The organism is Paenibacillus sp. OSY-SE, from assembly GCF_000283315.1.
Lineage (GTDB): Bacteria > Bacillota > Bacilli > Paenibacillales > Paenibacillaceae > Paenibacillus_B > Paenibacillus_B profundus.
This window is the reverse complement of the sequence record NZ_ALKF01000188.1, coordinates 33,001-51,690: the sequence shown is the minus strand read 5'-3', so window position 1 is coordinate 51,690 and position 18,690 is coordinate 33,001. Positions and strand designations below refer to the sequence as shown.

Here is an 18,690-nt window from a genome sequence, read left to right as displayed (position 1 = left end):
GACAGACCGGCTACTTGGCCGCTTTAATAGCGAACAGCTTGCTTCCGCCAATATAAATAGTGCCATCCTTGCCGATGACCGGAGGGGAAGACAACGATTGGTACAAAGGAAGCTTCCAATTGACCTTTTTCGTCACGGAATTAGCCGATATGATGCCGCCACCCTTGCCCTTCAAGCTGTCATAACCGTAAAGCACATTGGATTTGTTATCTATCGCCACCGTATTCGTCGGATACTCGTTGCTGGACGGGATATCGAACGGAGTGAAGGACCACAGCATTTTTCCGGAGGGCTCCATCATTCGTTGCCCGTAATAGATGTTGCCCTTCTTGCCGATGGACGGCCCGATCCAATTGTTGACGGCACCTTTCATCTCGATGCTCTGCTTGCGCTTGCCGTTCAAGTCGTATAAGTGCATATGCTTATCTGCCGGTACGTACAACGTATTCTGGGTGTACACCGGCGAAGCGAGATGGTAGCCATGATAAAATCTGGACCAGACGACGTTGCCCTGCTTATCCAGCCTGAGTAAGCGCCCATCATCATATTGGATTGTGGAAGCGCCCTTGCTAATCTGCTCCGATTTGCCTTTGGATACGGTTAAATAAATGCCGTCCTTAACGACGATAGGCGATGAAGCCGTCGTGTGCGAAGACTTGAGCTGGTGCTTTTGGGTCCATAACGTCCCGCCTAATGTGTTCACAGCGATGATCGCGATGTCCTGATTCCCGTCCTCGTTCGCTTCCAAGCCGGACATGACAAACATACCATCGTCGTCTACGCCGATGCTGCCCTGTCCGAAGCTATCCACTCCCGGAAATGTGCTGTGCCACATCAGCTGCCCTTCCGTCGAATATGCCGACAAGGTGGAGGAGACACCATCTTCATTACTGGATCCGCTCACGATGAGCATGTTATCACGGAACAGAACTACGTCCCGGCCTTTTGACTCCAGTTCTGCTTTCCATTGAATCTTTCCTTGGGAAGATACCGCAGTCAATCGGCTTTTGGAGTGACTGGAAGATACCGTATATATCGTTCCTTTGGAGTCAATGACCATGTTCGTTATGTTATCATCAATGGGAACCGTCCATGAAATTTTCGGTTTGTTGACGGGTGATGAGTAATCCGAATGTCTAGACCATTGATTGTTATTCGGATGAACGGAGGACGGCTGCGCTGATGCAGGCATACAGAATGCTAGCAGCAGAATAGCTGCAAGAATAGTATGTACTTTCTTATTAAAGCGTAACAAAATAATCCCTCTTTCTACCAATAGTGTGGTGTAACATGATGTTATCCTACTATATCACAAGTGGACTTATCTCTGCCGCTAGCCTACTTTTACCTTTTCAAGCTTGCATTGCTATTAGAGAGGAACACTTGCTACTATGGAATATACATAGAGGAGGTTGACTCATTGTACCAGTATTCGGATCAGCAATATGAGGAAATTGACTTCAACCAGGCCGACTTGAGAGACGGCGAATTGCGCAACTGCATCTTTACGCGCTGCCGTTTTCGCTCAGCCCGGCTGGAGGAAGCGTGGACGACGAGCTGTCAATTCGTTGATTGTGATTTCTCAGGGGCCGCCTTAAACGGATCGGTGCATACGCGCAGCGCCTTTACGAACTGCCGCTTTACCTCTGTTAATTTATTCTCCGCCAAGTTCGAAGAGTGCAAAATGGTCGGAACTGATTTCTCGAGTGCGAATTGGGACGGAATGACGATTGTGGGCGGGGATTGGTCGTATACGAACATGCGCCATGCGAATCTGATGAAGCAAAATTTGCGCCATGTCCGGTTGGTCGAAGCGGATCTATCCAATTGCAATTTAGTGAAAGCCGATTTGAGAGATGCCGATTTGACCCATGCGATTCTATCCAAAGTATCGTGGAATGGAGCGGACTTGAGGGGAGCTAAGCTGGACGGTATTGATTGGAAAGCGTTGGAGCTCAAGGGCGTGCGCATCGATATGGGACAGGCCGTCGCTTTTGCGCGCGCTCATGGCGCCAAGGTGGATTAAAGAAATCTGTATGGCCATTACCGGTCTTGGAATGAAGCGGTAACGGCAGTCGGGTCATCAATATCCGCCCGGCTGCCGTCAAGGTTCCGCCGCATTCCCTTCCACTACTCTTTGTGACCGTTGCCGTTGTAGACATCATATGCTTTCTTCACCCAATCGAACAGGTAGGCGCTTCCTCCATGATCAGGATGCAGCAGCTTCAATAGCTTCTTAGACTGCTTCCGAACCTGCTTGGCATCCGCTTCATCAGGAACACCAATCAAAGCGTGAAAAGAAACGCCCCCTCGTTCTTCTTGATGTTCCCACGAATTAGAGGAGCTGTCGCCGTAGGATCCGTTGTAATTGTATGCCTTCTTCTCCCGCCGAGGCGCATGCTCTGCCAATGCGGTCAGCTTGTGATGCACGTCATCCAAGACGCTCTCCAACCGGTCTTCCTCCCGTGGAAGATTGCCGTCCCAAAAATCGAATTCAAATTGTCGAATCACTTGCTCCAGCCGCTCCATTAGATCGTTAAACATAATAAGCGCGGCCTTCGTGCGCTCTGCCAGCCTGTAAATACGCAGGATGTGCCGAATCGACCATTCCGGCATTTCCATCGCGTAGGCATGCAGCACTTTACCCATATCCTTCTCCGGCACTGGTGTCTCTTGAACGAACTCCATTAGCCGTTCCTGTCGGTCCGCATCCAGCTTAGATCCAATCTGAACGGCAAACTGCAGCTTGATGCTGCCGCCCTTCACCTTGTCCTTCCAAGCCTCTGTCAGATTCATCAGGGATTGGACAATATCGATTAAATAGGGATCGGCAACGGTAATGTGGTTCGTATCGTCCAAATTAGCAAATAGGGCTCCTTCCACGCCGCCATGCTCCTTTCCGTTATACATGAATCGTCACCGCGGACCGGAAGCCGTAGTGAGCTGTCATCCGTCCTCTTCCCCGTCTGCCTGCTTCGCAAGAGACGTGCAAGCGTGCTTCTCTGTAATACGGTACATACACTTTCTGCTCCCCTGAGCCATGCATTCCGTACGCTCCACGTCGGCTTCGAGCAGATCCGCAAACAACGCTAACTCGCACTGGCAAGGAGGGGAATACTTGGCCGCGACATGTGATATCGGACAGTTGGCCTCTTCCAGCCAGAACGATCCGTTCACGTTTCTTCCCCATTTGACCATGTAGCCTTCCTTGTCTTGAATATCCGCTAGCGCCTGCACCCGTTGTTCGAGCTTTAAGCCCTTCAGCATGCGCTCATATTTCTCCTCTAGCTTCAGCTTGCGCCGTTCGAACAACTGCTCCACGAATGCATTGCCAGCCATTGCCTGCATTTCTTCAATCATGTCCATCGCGAGCGCGTCGTACTTGTTCACGAACAGCGAATTCGCTTTGTCCGACAAGCTGTATTCATAATTCGGCCTGCCCACGCTTTGACGGACCAATTGAATGTGGACATAGCCGCCCTTCTGCAGATCGTATAGATGCCTGCGGACAGCCATGCCCGTAATGTGCAACTGCTCCGCCATCTGCTGAACACTGATCGGCCCTTGCTGCTTCAGTATCATCAGGATGTCTCTGCGCGTTGATTGTTTCAGAAGGCGGGCTTCATGAGCAATCATCATATAACACCCCTTCCTGCCGGATAATCCCGGCAATAGGATTAGACTTGAATCCATCGAAGATCCGCTCTAGTTAGGAGTCAAGCGCTTCCTGATAGCGGCGGTTGACTTCCTCCCAATTTACCACATTCCACCAAGCCGAGACAAAGTCAGGACGTTTGTTCTGATACTGCAAATAATAGGCATGCTCCCACACGTCGACAACCAGAATCGGAGTCTTGTTCTCTATAAATGGTGTATCCTGATTCGACGTGCTCATCACCTCCAGCTTGTCTCCGTTCACGACGAGCCAGCCCCAGCCCGAACCGAATCTGCTGACGGCAGCCTTGCTCAAATCGTCCTTGAATTGCTCGAAGCTTCCGAAATGCTTCTCGATTCCCTTGCTGATATCACCAAACGGGTTGCCGCCTCCATTGGGACTCATGACCGACCAGAACAGGCTGTGACCATAGTGTCCGCCCCCATGATTCCGAACCGTTGTGCGAATGTCATCCGACACATCGTTCAAGTTCGAGAGCAGTTCCTCGACGGAAGCATTCTTATATTGAGACTGTCCATCCAAAGCTTGATTCAAAGTGGCGATATAGGCGGCATGATGTTTTCCGTGATGTATTTCCAGCGTTCTCGCATCGAGGTAAGGTTCCAGTTCATCGTAAGCATATGGCAGTTCCGGGAGTGTGAATTGTCCCATTTCGTTCATCTCCTTTTCATTCAATCACTAAGCATCTTAATTTGTTATTCATGCCCATTGTATCTCAATGAAAAATTTTTGTACATGGTAAACATTTTTTACTTAAGTAAAATTAATTAGTAAAAAAAGGTTTTATCATTGTTCAGTTTAACAGCATATTTACCAGTGTGCGCCGATATCTATGTCCCCGCTAAGATTAAAATAGTTGTACGTTCCAACGGCTTAGCATCACTCTTCAGCAACATTTACATCTTTATTTTCCCGCGGCTCACCCTCAGGCAACAGAGTTATCCCAGAATCGTACCCGTGAAAACTTAGAATTGTATGCTGGAGAGAAAGTCACTGGTTACTTTTCCTGCCGAAATATGAGAAAAGGCCGGCCTGAGTAACCCAGACCGACCTCATGATATTCTCTTTTATTTTCCTCTATATACGAGCAGCGCGTTGCTGATCTCTCTGCCCGGCGACGTCAAGTATTTGCCGTTGTAGTACAGCCCGCTGGATGCGCCGCCATCCAAATTCATCGCTTGATAAGCCCCGGCTTGCTTCATGGCGTTGGCCAACTGGGGAATCGTAGCGCTGGACGTTGTCATTAGAATGAGCTTGTGGTCCTTCGTAATCCCGACCGCGCTGCGGGCTCCGCCGCTGGTCACAATCTTCGGATCCTTGAAGCCTTCCTTGACGGGATTGACCGTCACTTTTCCATTCGTCACCAAGCGCGGGCCTGCTTGCAGCCCCCCGTATACGCCGCCCTCTTCGAAGCGCTCCGGGAACTCCTCTCCAGAAATAATCTCCACTTGATTGTCCTTCGTGAAGATGATCGCGGCCCGCTTATCTCCGGAGCTCTGATGCACCATCTTGCCATTGTTCACGATATATCCGTATGGAACTTTCACACTTGACTTCGTATATGCATCGAAGAACGTGCCGTTTATCGCTACCTTCGCACCGTTGACAGTCGCCATATGCTTTAGGCTGTCGACCGCTCCGGTCTTGCCCTTGGCAATGCCGACGCCGAGCCGAATATTAGGGTGAAGCAGGTCTATTTCCACAATCGTGGCGGAAAGACGTTTGGAGCCAACATTAAAGGATTGATGCTTCTGCTTAATCGGAGTACTCGCGGAAATCTTCCGTGTTGTCGAAATGACCGGAAGCTTATGCGCATCCTGTCCGTTCTGGAACACAAGGGCTGATCCTGCCTTGTCCCATTCGAGCTGAAGCTTCATAGCTTCACTGACGAATCGGATTGGCACATAAGTCGTTCCGCCTTCCCTGAACGGCACTGCATCCATTTCCTTCACGGTGTCATTGACCTTGGCTTTCTTCTGCCCGAGCGTAAAAGATACCTTATCTTCGCCTTTGCTTATCTCAATCCCCTTCGTCTTCGGATCCCAATTCACATCATACTTCAATTGCTCGCTCAGGTAACGAATCGGCACGAATGTGCGATTCGACTTCATATCCATATACCCGTAGCTTCTTGCTCCCGCTTCAGCCTGCCCGCTCTGCAGCAATGCCCCCGCAATTAGTGTAATCCCCAACGCCGCAATGGTTATTCTCTTCATTTTCTCTCTGCTCCCAAGTATGTAGTGGTGTAGTTGTCGTTGCTCCATCTTCAGCGGCTCTATACGAGAGCACAGTCTCTCTATCAATGGTCGCTATATTTCAGTGCAAACATAGAACAGATTACCATAAGCTGGTCTTTTAGAACAATAGTTTTCTTATATATATTTCACAAAACAACCAACCGGACGACCGTATGATAAGCCTTAACTAACGGAGAACGACACAGGCATCGAAGAAGCGGCTGCCCTCGGCGGACGTTCCGCAGATGAAATAGCTGGCTCCGTCCCCATCGGAACGCAGCACGGTCATTTCGTCACCCGGTGCGACCTCCTGGTGATAAGTAATATGAAAGCGCGCGATACCTCGCTCCAACTGCTTCTGCGTCAGGGCGTCCAAGCAAATATCGGCAAAGCGCGCATTGTTCAAGTGGCCGTTCATATCGATGCTGCTCAGCCGCACCTTCAAGTCATAAGCATGCTCCAGCACAGTGTCTGCTGGAATGTCCGCTTTGTGCGGCGCCTCGCCGACCGAATCCTCGGCATTGACCGGAATTTCGTAAGGGAAGGCCGATGCGCGGAGAATCCGGCGCTTATTCAAATCGACCAGCACCCATACCGTTCTTGCCTCTGCAAGCAGCTCACGATCGGGTCCGTAGATTTGGTAATCGCGCTGCCACTGTACGCCCTTGGCCCCTTTATTCCATGTTTCGATTTCAATCGTCTCTCCATAACGGGGCAACCGTTGCAGCTCGACATCCACCGTCACTAGCATCCATGCCATCCCTTGGCCAATCAGCTCATCGAGCGATACGCCGAACGACGCGATCTGGGCATCAGCTGCCCGCTGCATCCACTCGAGCAATGTCGACAGCCTGCAATCTCTTTTATAATCGGAGTTGTCCGACTGTATATCATGTGTTTCACGCCAACGTATTCCCATGTCCATCCCTCTCCTGTTCAGGATTTCTTTTTCCACACTTCATAATGTTCCTTTTTGGAGTTCCCCTCTTTGCCTAATGCCCATTCACTCCATGCAGTCTTTGCAGTCTTTGCAGTCTTTGCAGTCTTTGCAGCCTTTGCAGTCGTTGCAATCTCTACGTTGTGGTCGTTGCAGTTTTCCAATCGTTGTGGTCGTTGCAGTCTCTGCAAATGTTGTAGTCAGCAGTGGTCCACGATGCACTGCAGTTCTTGCAATCTACGCAGTTCGCGCTGTCATTACGGTCCACGCTAACATTGCATTGGAAAAGATCCAGTAGAATCTCGTATACAAAGCGTTTTTTATCGTTCTGCTGGAAAACGTCCAATCAAATCAAGCCTTTCCATGCCTCGCAGCCGCTTTAAGAGTGATTCCGCTGTACAATTTCCAATGAAAGGTCTCATCTTCGTTCCCCAACCATGAATCCATTGTACGAATTCCAATGAAAAAGGAGCTAGCTAGTTGTATACCGGAGGGGCAAGATATGTCACTCAACTATACTCACCTATATCATAAACCATATTTAAAAAAAAGCAGAACACCTCGCGTTTTCCACCGTCCATTACGTCCATTACGTCCATTACGTCCATTACCTCACTACCTCCATTACCTCCATACCCGTTTAGCACATTCGAAACAATCGGCTAAAGGAACACTCCCTATCTGAAAACATTTCGTTTCTCGAGCGGAGCCGTAAATTACTCTCAGCGTTATTTCGGCACAACTAATCAGTTGGCTCCTGATTGCTCCCCCATACATGGACCCGGCCACGGTCAGTTATCTAGCAGAGCACAGAAATTCATTGTTTGACCTTCTTAATAATAGAAAGTCTACCATTTCATATGTTAGAATAAACATATATTTGCAATAAGCACATTGAGATTCCCACTTGATTGATTTAGCCTAACCACTCTGGGCTCTTTACACGGAGGCTAAGATCGGGATAATTTGGAGTAAGGAATAAAGAAAGTCAATAACGCTAACCTGCTAAAGGAGAATATAAGCATGAATCAAAATATACTGAAAGATTCGACTTCGACCATACGTGTGCTCATCATGACCTCGGTGCCTGCGGAGCGGGATGCCGTGCTGCGCGGACTGAACGGCGATGCCCGCTTCGACGTCGTGATCGGTGGCGTCGGCACGGCTGCGGCGGCGGTGAGTACGGCGCGAGCATTGGCGACGGCGGAGTACGGGCTCGTCGTATGCGCTGGCATTGCGGGCGGGTTCGCCGGTCAGGCTGACATTGGCTCGCTCGTCTTGGCGAGCGAAATCGTGGCCGCCGACCTGGGCGCTGAGACGCCGGAAGGCTTCTGCAGCGTGGACGAGCTCGGCTTCGGCTCCGCCCGCGTCCCCGTCGACGCCGGCTTGACGGCGCGCTTGGCGGAGGCGCTGCGAGCGGCCGGGCTGCCAGTTGCAGCCGGTCCCGTGCTCACGCTGGCGACCGTGACCGGAACCGCCGAGACGGCTGCGGAATTGGCCGCGCGGGTACCAGGTGCAGCCGCCGAAGCGATGGAGGGCTACGGCGTGGCCGTCGCTGCTCAAGCGTGCGGTGTACCCGTGCTTGAGCTCCGCTCCATCTCCAACGCGGTTGGACCGCGCAATCGGGACGCATGGCGTATCCCGGAAGCATTGAAAGCTTTGGAAGCGGCAAGCGCCGTATTAATGGAGGTGTTACGATGAATATTGCCTTTTCACCATGTCCAAATGATACATTCGTATTCCACGCCTGGGTGCATGGACTCATTCCGGATGCCCCGCAGCTTGACGTCACTTATGCGGATATTGATATTACGAACGGGCTGGCAGCCAGCGGCCAAGGCCCGGAAGTGCTCAAGGTCTCCTATGCGGCGCTGCCGTGGGTACTGTCGGAGTACGCGCTGCTGCCATGCGGCGGGGCACTGGGCAGAGGCTGCGGGCCGCTTGTGCTGACGAAGAGCGGGTCCAATGATCCGGCTGCGCTGTCTGGCAGACGGGTGGCGGTGCCTAGTGAACGCTCAACCGCCTACCTCCTGTTCCGCCTATGGGCGGCGCAGAACGTTCCGGGAGGCGTCGGCGACATCGTGGTCATGCCGTTTAACGAAATTATGCCGGCAGTGCGCAACGGCGACATCGATGCTGGACTCGTCATCCACGAGGCGCGCTTCACCTACCAGAACTATGGCCTGACCCTGTTGGCCGACATGGGCAACTGGTGGGAAGCCGACACCGGATTGCCAATTCCGCTTGGGGCAATTATTGCCCGCCGCAGCATGAACCTTGCGGCCATCACCAACTGGACCCGTGCCTCGGTCGAATACGCATGGGCTCATCCGGAAGCATCGCGGGATTACATTCTGCGCCATGCGCAAGAGATGAATCCGGAAGTTGCTCAGGCGCATATCAACCTGTACGTCAACGAATTCACGAGAAACCTGGGCGAGGACGGCTATGGCGCCATAACGGCCCTGCTCGGTCGCGCAGCGGAAGAAGGACTCGTGCCACAGTTCGATCTCGACGCGTTACGCTTATAATCTTCCATCTCATGAATCCCAATGCCATAGGGAAACCCCCGAGGTTGTTGCCTCGGGGGTTTGTGCGTTGACCAACGGCTGTCGTCCTTGTTCCTTACTTGAGGATTAGAGGTTATGATGCTCACTGAGGAAAGTCTGGAGTATGAGCGCATGTTAGTTTATAGTCCTTATGTTCAATCTCCCTTTCAATCAGGAAAAATATAATCCAGAACGATCGCGCTACTCTGTAGCCATAACATAACCATCGTCCCCTTTCCCTTCATATATAATCCATTAACGCTAGCTGTTTGCAGCAGGACAAATATTGATGACTTTGACTTATGCCGTATCGGAGAAGCTTGGATGTATTTGATAGTACTGAGCAATTGGGAGAGTGCAGATAAGGAGTATAAAAGAAATACATCCGTGTCTCGAGCCAGCGCCCACTTTTGAAGATGATACACAGTTCATTAGGTTGCGACAACTGAAAACTCCATTCGGTATAGTAGCCGATCTCACATTTCTGAATCATTCTCTAGTTGCATTAAGGGATGCATCTCCTCCGCGCATGTCTGTGTCGACCCCATATGTATCATGTGTGTGTTCCCGGATATCTCACGTCCAGATGTCAGCGTATTCAGTGATAATGCTAGTATATGAATCTATACGTCGTTACAAGGCCGTTCCCCCTCCCTGATTTACAAAAATATAGCATGCTCAGTCTATGGAATGTCATTCTCTTTGACCTTATACCCCATTGTGGCTGGTTGCGGCGAATTGAAACGTGGCGCTGTAATTCAGAGTACCGATGCAGGAAAAAGGGCACCCCCGAACGTCTTGTTCAGAAGTGCCCTTGCTGTCAGTCTTGGCTCCATACAAAGCAGCAGCACAAGGCGATAATAGGTGTCTTTCACTCACTGCTGACTGTTCACTACTTACTATTCACAGTTCATACTAGCTGTTCAGAGTTCTTTCTAGCTGTTTACAGCCCGCCGCTCCGCTTATATACGATGAAGCATCTCCAATACTCGGTGTAAAATGACAGCGACTTGCGCACGAGATGTCGGCGCATCGCCCGCGAATCGGTTGTTCCCGATACCCTTCACCAATCCGTTGCGGTAAGCATAGGCCACGGCAGCGCGGGCTTCAGGGGAAACAGTGTCTTGAACGTCCCATCCGTCGTTCTTTTGTTCACGTGGCAGCTCTACATCCAGCGCCGTCACGAGCATGACGATCATCCCCTCGCGCCGCAGGATGTCGTGTGCTCCCGGCTCACTTGCCCGTTTCGCCCAATCCGCTTCCTTGCCTAGAATGCGGTCCAGCAAAGTCATGAACTCTGCCCGGGTGACCTGATCATTCGGAGCGAATTGGTATTCATTCCGGCCGACGGCAACATGCTGAGAAGCCAACACTTCAATTTCTTTTCTGCCCCAATGATTGGAAATATCCGCGAACGTCTTCCCGTACTCCAATGCAGAATAGGAGCCGAGCTGTTGAATCGTAATGAGAAGCTCTGATCTGCTGCTCTGCTGCTCGCTTCGAGAAGCCAGCCCGGCAAACTCCCACTTATTGCGTTCCTTCGTATCATTGCGATAATATATACCGGCTTTGCGCTTATCACGGACGACTTTGTCATCCAACTGCATAGTAAAGCTAAGCGGCTTGTTCAATGTCTTGCGCTCAGTGCCAATCGTGACGATGTCCGACACAATAGACGCTTTTTCCCCTTTAACTATGCTGTCGCTCTGTCCGATCATGTCGGGATTCACAGCGATCGTCAGCTGCAGCCCGCTCTGACTCATAAAGTCTGGTAACGCATCTGCAGGAATGGTCAATCCAAATCGTGTACCGTTCATTTTAACAGCCTTGCCCGACGCGCTTAGCTGCTTGGCTAACGACGAAGCCAGTTCAATGCTGACGGCACCATAATCCTCAAATGCCACGGACGACAAGTCAAGTGTTAGCGTGTTGCTTGCTCCCGTCTTAGCCTTGGCAAGCTCATCGTCCAGCCATGCTTGAGCAATGATAGCGCGCGCGTTCTTAACTCCTTCTTTTCGCTCCACTTTCAAGCTTCCGATTGTTTTGCCATTGGCAACGATCGGGGTCCCATTATCTGGAACGGAAACAGTCCCGGCACCAGAAGATGATGCAGAAGGAGCAGACCCAGACGTATCAGGCCGAGGTGCAGGGGGTGTAGGCGTATCCGCCTTCTTCACCGTCACTTGCGCAGCCGCTTGCAGCGTTCCGTACTCCACATGGATACGTGCTTCTCCCGCTTGATGAGCGCTGACCCGGCCCGTATCGTCGACCTTGGCCACCTCCGGATCAGACGTGGAGAACTTCAGTCCTTCCATAACCGGAACCATCTTCAACTCCCCATTGGCATATACCGATGCCGTAACGCTTAATGGTGCCGATTCCCCTATCGTCAACGCAAGCGCAGACGGACGAACCGTGATAGACCTTACTTCTTCCTGTGGCGGTTCTGCACTCTTTTCGACCGTAACATGCACGGCATCCTGCAGTTCCCCATACTGGGCGGTGATTGTTGTGTTCCCGGCTTGATGGGCAGTGACCCACCCCATATGATTCACCGCAGCAATATCGGAATCGGAAGACACGAATGTCAAGCCCTGCACAAGCGGAACCGTATTCTTCTCCCCGTTAGCATACACCACCGCAGTAACGCTCAACTGTGCCGACTTCCCTTCGGTTAACGTCAAGCTCGACGGATGAACCGATATGGAGCGAACTTCTCCATCTGGAATGTCCGGTGCTTTTTCTACAGTCACGCGGACCGTGTCCTGCAGCCCGTTATAGGTAACAGTGACAACCGCTTCGCCTTCACCAAGCGCAGTAATTATCCCCGTGCTGTCTACAGCGGCTGCTTGATCGGCTTCAATGTGGTAAGACGCCAGCTGTGTCACATCTCGTTCGTACCCTGCTGCATTGCGCGCCTTCACGGTCAATTGCGTCTGTTGTCCTTCGAACAGGGCAATATCCCGCGGCTCCACTCTGATCTCCGTAGCCGGTGAATCGTCTCCGATCTTCGTAATTCGGGCCCGAATCATATAATTGCCTTGCGATTCAGCTGCCTGCTTCCATGATCCATTCTCCAGCTTCCAGGAACGCTTATGGTTGGCTCCTGTCTGATCGACAGCAAGGCCTGGAACATCGGGATAAAATCCCGGTTGAATGTAAGCAACATAGAAGTCACCATTAACGACTGGCGTATTTGGAAAATCCACCTTGGTCCACGTTCCGTCTAATTGGGCCGTTCCCGTATGCGGACCAGAGATCATTGCTCCCGGCAAGCCATCAGGTCCTTCCGCGTCGTACATCGCATATTGGAATTCCGTCCCGCCCGGTTCCGGCCAGCCTTCATCCCAGAAAAACATACGGGCTCCTGTCACTTGCGCCTGACCTTTCGTCGTCATTCGTACGGCATAACCATTTCCCGGGCTATAATATGCGATCGCATTATCTCCCTTGCCGCTGTCGTAGGCGAGCTCATCGGCTGTTCCCATGAAAGACTTCAAAGCGATATCCTTCGTGACGCTCTGCTCGCCTATAACGCTTACTTGCTGCTCGGAGGACAAGTAGCCCAATGAAGACACGAGAAGTCGATAATCTCCTTCATATGCTTCGATTGTATAATTCCCATTGACATCGGTCATGACAGAAGGCACATGAGCATCCTCCATCACCCGTACGCTGGCGCCGGCAACCGGTCTGCCTGTCGCCTCATCTGTAACGGTGCCAATAATCGTTCCCTTGAGCAGCGGCTGTAAATGAATGTCGACCTCCGTCGGCTGCTTGTCCGCAATGGTTACACCTTGATTGACGGTCCGATATCCGTAAGCCTCCACTCTCATCTGATAGTCCCCCGGCGGGTGCTGAAGCTTGTAACGCCCCGACCCCAAGTCTGTCTTCGCGGAGCGGTCGGTCTCTACAATTGTTACCGTCGCCGCTGCCGGCAGACGAGATTGGCCGGTTCCTTGCGTTTGCGCTTCCTGTCTCGCTGCTTTCCATGCAGAGATGAGCAGACTTGGCGTCGTTGCTCCTTCACGGTCAACCGGACCATTCTGCGCATCCGTCTTGGTTGGACGATTCGGCTCGGCTGGCGGTGCGTCCGTCATGTCCTTTGCCCTCAGCTCATTTGTCATATCCGACTGAGGTTGATTAGACGGATCCGCCATATTCATCTTCTCGGGTGAAGCCTTCATATCCGTTTTTTCCGGCATATGCTGTTCGTCCCCTGTCGATGCGTCCTCTGAAGCATTCATGGAAGAACTGACCGTCTTGACGGGCGGTGTATCCCTCACTTCAAAGTTATCAATATACCAGCCTTTTCCGGTTGTACTATTGCCGCTCTTCAAGCGGAAGCGAATTTTCACCTTTTTTCCTGCGTAATCATCAATTCCAAGCTCATCCAAATACCAGAACATGCGAGGATGCTTGCTGTCATACGACGGCTTGGGATAAGAGGCCAGCCCTCTCCACGTGGCTCCGTCATCCGAGCTGATTTCAACAGTTCCCTTGTCAAGATCGCCGTCGATATCATACCACTGCTGAAAATAGATGGAAGCATGCTGCGCACCCGTCAAATCAATTTCCGGGGAAATAAGACTTTGATCCGTATTTTTCGCATAAGAACCAGACAAATTGGTTCCCCACACCTTGCTTCCAGATACCGCTTCTTTCGGTCCGTACTTCGGATTAGGCTCGCCGTGCTCCCACTGATTGTTCTCGCCTTCCAGTGTCCAGCCCTTATCTAGTCCCTCGAAATCATCGCTAAAAATCGGCGTGCCGCCCGTGAATGTCCATGACACTTCATTCGAGGCCTCGCTTAGCACCTGGCTATACGTTCTCGCCTTAACGATATAGTAGTATGTGCCTTGCTGCAGGGTTGGAAGGTCCCCGTAACTGCGGTTTTTGCTCGTTCCGATTTCTTCATATCCCCCGCCTGGTGCAGTGGAGCGGTAGACGACATAATCCATCACATCACCCTGCGGCTCCTTGTCCCACTCAATAATGACACGGCCAGGCGTATTGCTCCGCACCTTCGCTATTGGTGTCGCAGGCTGTGCTTGATTCGGCCCGATGAGTTCAATGTCATCAACATACCAGCCCTCATCACTGCCGTTCTCACCGCGCAGATTGAAGAGGACATAGATTCGATCGCCTTTGTACGGTGATAAATCGATATACTCTGTTTGCCACCCTTTGCTATTCATTCTGAAATCTTTCACCAGTTCGTATTGAAAGCCATTCGATTTACGGCCGATGAACACTTCCGCTTTGTCGAACAAGGCGAAAAACCAATCGCCGAGCTTGTGCCAATGCTTAAACGACAAGATGGTATGCTCGCCATCTCTCAAGTCGATTAATGGCAGCACAAAGAACGTCTCCTTCACACCTTCCGGATAATTGCCATGCAGGCGTGTAGCCATCAGCTTGCTTCCGGAATAAGCCTTGCCGGGACCTGTCGTCGGCTCGCCCCATTCCCAAATCCCAAGCTCGCCACCGAAGTCGAACCCTTCGATATTTTGCTCGAAATCCTGCTTATATCCCAGCTTGACTCCTTCCGATACCTTCACTGGATAGATGTCTGTCTCTACTTCGTTGCCGCTGAAATCAACAGCTCGGATCCGGTATTCAATTCCCTCCTTCACAAGCAAAGTCACCGGGATGTTCCCTTCATACTTCCCATCCTGATGATTGCCCGAGATGCGGGTCATCGGCAGTGTCGTCCACTCTTTCCCGCCAACGGCGCGCACCATGAGCTCAACGGTCACGACGCTATTATCATCCATGGCACGGGCAAAGATATCCAGCTCCATCGCATTGAAGGTCAGTGTAATCGGTGTATGCTCGATGACAGGCTTGCCGTCATCCGATCCATCGATCGTGATCGTTCCTTCCACAGAGCCGAGTCCACTCTTGAGCGAGGATACCGCATTCAAAGCGTTGACGATGCCCCATCCAAAGCCGTTGTTCGGCGTCTGAGGGAATTCATCGTCGGTTAGCGGTACCGCCGTATTCTTCAAAATGCTCTCCAATTTTTCCACCGTCAGCGAATGATTAGCCTGCAGCAGCAGAGCGGCAACCCCTGCCGTATGCGGACTGGCCATCGACGTCCCGTTCATGAGCCCATACTTCCCATTTGGCATGGACGAACGGATATTAACGCCCGGGGCAGACACTTCCGGCTTCATCTGTCCATATGGAGTCGGTCCTTGCAGCGAGAAGCTGGCCAGGCGGTTATCGATATCGACGGCTCCGGTCGCAAATGATTCCGGGTAGTTCCCCGGAGGCGTTATCGAGCCTGGACCCCCGTTGTTCTCCGGAGGCTTCGTGTTTCCCGCAGAGAAGGCAGGGAAAATGCCGGCTGACCGCCATACCTTAACGATGTCCTGAAAGAACTCATTCTTCCCGGCTTGCACGTTGCCCCACGAATTGTTCACGATATCCGGCGCCAGCTCAGGATAAGAGCGTCCATTTTTGTCGGTAGGCGCCATAAGCCATTCACCAGCTGCCAAAATGCCAGCGTCCGTCGCTGATCCTGCCGAGTCAAAAATACGCACCGCAATCCACTTCGCCTGCGGGGCAACGCCGATTGGGTTCTTCCCATCCACCTCGGAGCCAACCATCGTGCCCATAACATGGGTACCATGTCCGTTACCGTCGTACGGAAGTTTTTTCTGTTCTAGCGTAGCATCGTACCAGTGCAGCTCTGGCTTGTCCAATTCGCCTTGGGCATTATACCCTCTCCACTTGTGCTGCAGCGTTGGATGGGTCCAGTCAACGCCTGAGTCCATATTCGCAACGACGATGCCTGTGCCATCAATGCCCATCTCCCACACTTGAGGCGCGTTAATGTTTCGCAAGTTCCAAGGAACGTTCGGTTTGCCCTCGGTGCCACTCATAGCATTCATGTCGTTCATGGTATGCAAGGATCGTGGCTGAACCTCCTCCTCCGGGCTCTCAAGCGTATCCAACGTATATGTATGGTTAGGGGTGACAGCCTCCACATCAGAGCGGGTGGACAGTCGCTCCATCACGTCCTGCGTGCTCGTAACGGCCACCGCATTAACGATGTAATAGGCCCGGAAGTCCTGTACCGTTCCGGAACGCTTCCCTGCTTCCAATTCATCTAATAACGGAGATTGCGCGCGGTCCGCCGTCTCCATTAAGGAGTTGAGGACGAAGCTGCGCACCGTCTGCTTCCGCTTCGCAGAGGTCTCTCCAGAGAAAGCAGAATACTTCGCTGCGAGGGTCGATGCCGCTTCGACATTGACCTGCTCTTTCAGCTTCACAATATACGTGAGGTATTTCTGACTAGCAAATTGCTCGAATAGCACGGCATCCACCTTGCCGACTTGTGCATCCGCCTGCTGAGATTCCGACATCATCAGCATCGCGGAATCGTTCGTCTCTCCGCTCATGGCTAATGCCCCTGGAGCGGATGTCACGAACAAAATGATAGTTAACGCAAGCGCCAACCATCGATGAAGCACTGATTTGTAAAACACTATGAATTCCTCCTTATTCAGCGAATTTAGCATTTTTTAGTAGATGAATTTACGTTCACCCTCCTATTTTCCAGCTCCCTCTCATCTTGGAAACTGATAGAATTGTACTAAATTAAATTTGTTGTGTAAATACAATACTTTTGACCTAATGCAAAAATAAAGTCATAATTTGGTTTTAAGTGTCAAAAAAAAACGATCTCCTCCCGATATAGATCCGGGAAAAAATCGCTAGATTCGAAGCTTTTCTACAATATTCTATTGTATTTTCTTACTGATATCATTCATCCATTTCCGTAATGTTGCCGACAAATCTATATATTTCGTTCACACTGTAATCTTATTGAGATTAATGCCGAAATAAGACCGCAACGCTTCCTCATACTCCGCTTCAGTCTGTGGGATAAAGGTGCTCACCTGCTCAGAGGAAAATATGCGGAATTCCCGACCGGCAACTGTGTTGCGGCCCTCGCGGGTACGGAGCGCTACCATTGCATCCTGAATGAAAATCGAGTCCGGCGCGTTCTCGCACCAATACGTGGCCATAATGAAGTCTTTAGCGAGCTGCGGCTCCTCGGTGAAGGAATAGAGCTGACACCATTCGCCACGTTTGAGCTCGCACAGCATCCAGCCAAATTCAGGATCGCGCTCCAAGCGGTAGCATTCATCGCCCTGCTCGTGCTCAAGTCCTTCGATCATCTGAATCGGCCGGCGCGGCACAATCCCACCCACGCCCACATCACATAGGTACAAAGCCCCTCCCACTTCCACCTTCAGCACATGATGCCGCCGTTTCGGTGGTGGATTCGGCTCGTCGCGCCAGAATCGAGACATAAGGTCGGTCACCGGATAGCCAAGCTCGCGCAGCAGCCAGCCGAATAGAGCGTTGAGCTCGAAGCAGTAGCCTCCGCGACGTCGGACGACAATTTTATTGAATAGCTCCGGAATGTCAAGCGACAATGGAATGCGGCGCACAATGTCAATGTTCTCGTATGGCACCGCGTGCAGATGGCACTCCTGCAATTCGGCCAGCGCTGCGGCGCTGATTTCCACCGGCCCCTCGTACCCGATGCGCTCCAGATAGGCGTACACTTCAGGTTTCATTTCATTGCAATCGTTCATAATATCGACTCCTTCCCTCTTCATTAGGGCGGTTGCCTCGAATGACGAATAGATTGGCTAACAATTTGGCTAACAATACCACCATCATAGCAACATCCTCACGTTCCTACAAGACAGCTCGCATATGCCTAAATACCCTTGTGTAATTTGATCGTTGATCCTCAAAAATCTTCCTCTTTCCCCTCCCATTCTTACTTTTATCCCACTACCATTGGCGCAATGCAGATGCTCTTTTGCTTGCAGCACTACTATTTTTGTCCCACTTCAAAATAATTAAAATTTCTTATAGCATAAGCGGTTAAACTTTAGTATAATGTGTTGAAATAACTGGATCCCCGCCCATCTATTATGAATCACTTTTCTTTTGCAGCAATAATCCACCCAGCTTATCTTGCCAATTAACCGCATGTTGACTTGCGTTTTCCAGAACTGGTTTATTCATTTCCGCACTTCCTGCAAGCGTTTACCTAATCTTATTGTGAAGTTCCTCATCGTTATCGGCCCGCACCTTAGAAAGGCTTCACATCAGTCTCTTTTAGACCTTCTGCTCTCCTGATACCATACATCACAGCCAGGTTCGCATCATGTGTCTCATATGAATCTGCCAACGCATCCCGTTGATTTATTGGATCGTCTTTTTATACAAGTGTTGTCCGTTATTTCCAATAGTATGCTC

At 51.2% G+C, this 18,690-nt stretch carries 11 protein-coding genes; 3 read left to right on the top strand and 8 right to left on the bottom strand.

Annotated elements, in window-relative coordinates; genetic code table 11:
- Nucleotides 1-10 precede the first annotated feature (10 nt).
- Nucleotides 11-1,255, bottom strand: coding sequence for an outer membrane protein assembly factor BamB family protein (locus A372_RS0118050; protein ID WP_019422286.1), 1,245 nt, complete (start codon nt 1,253-1,255; stop codon nt 11-13).
- A gap of 165 nt (nt 1,256-1,420) precedes the next feature.
- On the opposite strand from A372_RS0118050, the gene A372_RS0118045 reads away from it, so the two are divergent.
- Complete coding sequence (locus A372_RS0118045; RefSeq protein WP_019422285.1) at nt 1,421-2,026, top strand: pentapeptide repeat-containing protein; 606 nt, start codon at nt 1,421-1,423, stop codon at nt 2,024-2,026.
- Between the two features lie 104 nt (nt 2,027-2,130).
- Here the strand turns inward: A372_RS0118045 and A372_RS0118040 are convergent, their stop codons facing one another.
- The 5 genes from A372_RS0118040 to A372_RS0118020 form a co-directional block, all read right to left on the bottom strand.
- On the bottom strand, nt 2,131-2,910 hold the full coding sequence (locus A372_RS0118040) for a hypothetical protein (RefSeq protein WP_019422284.1): 780 nt from the start codon (nt 2,908-2,910) through the stop codon (nt 2,131-2,133).
- A gap of 36 nt (nt 2,911-2,946) precedes the next feature.
- Complete coding sequence (locus A372_RS0118035) at nt 2,947-3,639, bottom strand: helix-turn-helix transcriptional regulator (protein ID WP_019422283.1); 693 nt, start codon at nt 3,637-3,639, stop codon at nt 2,947-2,949.
- A 70-nt stretch (nt 3,640-3,709) separates the two neighbouring features.
- Nucleotides 3,710-4,327 carry a superoxide dismutase gene (locus A372_RS0118030; protein ID WP_019422282.1) on the bottom strand — a complete coding sequence of 206 codons (618 nt, stop codon included), beginning with the start codon at nt 4,325-4,327 and terminating at the stop codon, nt 3,710-3,712.
- Nucleotides 4,328-4,743: 416 nt separating this feature from the next.
- The gene (locus A372_RS0118025) at nt 4,744-5,892 is read right to left on the bottom strand and encodes a phosphodiester glycosidase family protein (protein WP_019422281.1); all 1,149 of its coding nucleotides are present in this window, start codon (nt 5,890-5,892) and stop codon (nt 4,744-4,746) included.
- Nucleotides 5,893-6,100: 208 nt separating this feature from the next.
- On the bottom strand, nt 6,101-6,832 hold the full coding sequence (locus A372_RS0118020) for an acyl-[acyl-carrier-protein] thioesterase (protein WP_019422280.1): 732 nt from the start codon (nt 6,830-6,832) through the stop codon (nt 6,101-6,103).
- A 1,041-nt stretch (nt 6,833-7,873) separates the two neighbouring features.
- Here A372_RS0118020 and A372_RS0118010 point away from each other — a divergent pair.
- Both A372_RS0118010 and A372_RS0118005 read left to right on the top strand, forming a co-directional pair.
- Nucleotides 7,874-8,551, top strand: coding sequence for a futalosine hydrolase (locus A372_RS0118010; RefSeq protein ID WP_019422278.1), 678 nt, complete (start codon nt 7,874-7,876; stop codon nt 8,549-8,551).
- Nucleotides 8,548-9,381 carry a 1,4-dihydroxy-6-naphthoate synthase gene (locus A372_RS0118005; RefSeq protein WP_019422277.1) on the top strand — a complete coding sequence of 278 codons (834 nt, stop codon included), beginning with the start codon at nt 8,548-8,550 and terminating at the stop codon, nt 9,379-9,381. The genes A372_RS0118010 and A372_RS0118005 overlap by 4 nt, the downstream gene beginning before the upstream one ends.
- A 980-nt stretch (nt 9,382-10,361) precedes the next feature.
- Here the strand turns inward: A372_RS0118005 and A372_RS0118000 are convergent.
- Nucleotides 10,362-16,895 (bottom strand): S8 family serine peptidase, encoded by a 6,534-nt coding sequence (locus A372_RS0118000; protein WP_026011146.1) that lies wholly within the window; start codon nt 16,893-16,895, stop codon nt 10,362-10,364.
- 324 nt (nt 16,896-17,219) lie between these two features.
- On the bottom strand, nt 17,220-18,014 hold the full coding sequence (locus A372_RS0117995; protein WP_019422275.1) for an arylamine N-acetyltransferase family protein: 795 nt from the start codon (nt 18,012-18,014) through the stop codon (nt 17,220-17,222).
- Between the last annotated feature and the right edge of the window lie 676 nt (nt 18,015-18,690).